Source organism: Acidocella sp. MX-AZ02 (assembly GCF_000306035.1).
In the GTDB taxonomy this organism is placed as follows: domain Bacteria; phylum Pseudomonadota; class Alphaproteobacteria; order Acetobacterales; family Acetobacteraceae; genus Acidocella; species Acidocella facilis.
The window spans coordinates 1-789 of sequence record NZ_JH976250.1 but is presented as its reverse complement, the minus strand read 5'-3'; the positions used below and the strand labels follow the sequence as shown (position 1 = coordinate 789).

General features: G+C 60.8%; 2 protein-coding genes. Both read left to right on the top strand.

Translation table 11 applies throughout. The annotated features are described in order from the left end of the window. Nucleotides 1-94: 94 nt before the first annotated feature. Nucleotides 95-403: a MobB mobilization protein gene (locus MXAZACID_RS20545; protein WP_371137086.1), complete on the top strand. Its 309-nt coding sequence runs from the start codon at nucleotides 95-97 to the stop codon at nucleotides 401-403. Nucleotides 404-471: 68 nt separating this feature from the next. After that, nucleotides 472-789, top strand: a 318-nt coding sequence (locus MXAZACID_RS17365) for a relaxase/mobilization nuclease domain-containing protein (RefSeq protein ID WP_039885829.1), incomplete at its 3' end; no start/stop codon positions are given.

Sequence of the window (789 nt, the reverse complement as noted above, 5' to 3'; positions counted from 1 at the left end):
TCCGCAGCCCTTCGGGCCGCTCCGCAGATAGCCTAGCCGTTCCTGCTCAGGGGCGAGGCCCCCGAGACCCCCGTTTGACGCCAGAGGATGAACATTGCCGAGACCACGCCGCCAAATAGACCTTAGCGAACGATTGACCTTCCGCCTTACGTCAACCGAGCGGGCGGAGCTTGAGGCAGCGGCAGAATTGGCGGGGCTGACAGTGAGCGAGTATGTCAGGCGGCGAGTGCTTGGCCGGAAGGTAGTTGCCCCCCGTGCTCTGACCGATGCACAGACCCTCGCGGAACTTCGCCGCCTTGGTGGTTTGGTGAAACACCTTGCCACTATCGGCCAAGGCAACCCCGACGATTTGCGGGCTGCTCTGACCGAGCTACGCGAGGCGGCGGTGAGGATTGCGACGTGATACCCGTCATTATCTCGAATAATAGCGGTAGGGGGAAACGAGCTACCGGTGGCGCGGTATTTAAGCGGGTGACGGAGTACATCGAAAAGGAGCGCGCCGAACGTGGCCCAACCATGACGGCAGATTGTGTTCTTGATTCGCGCTCGGCGGCGGTGGAAATGGAGGCCGTGGCCCATGGTGCGCCACGCTGTAAAGACCCTGCCTTGCACATTGTCTTGTCCTGGCAACAAGGTGAACACCCGACAGAGCAACAGCAACGCGAGGCTGTTGCCACTGTGCTAGAAAACCTGCGCGGTAAAGACGGGCGGGACATGAGCGGCCACCAGTGGGTTGCCACGCTGCACCGTGAGACGGACAACGACCATTTGCATATTCTGATTAACCGG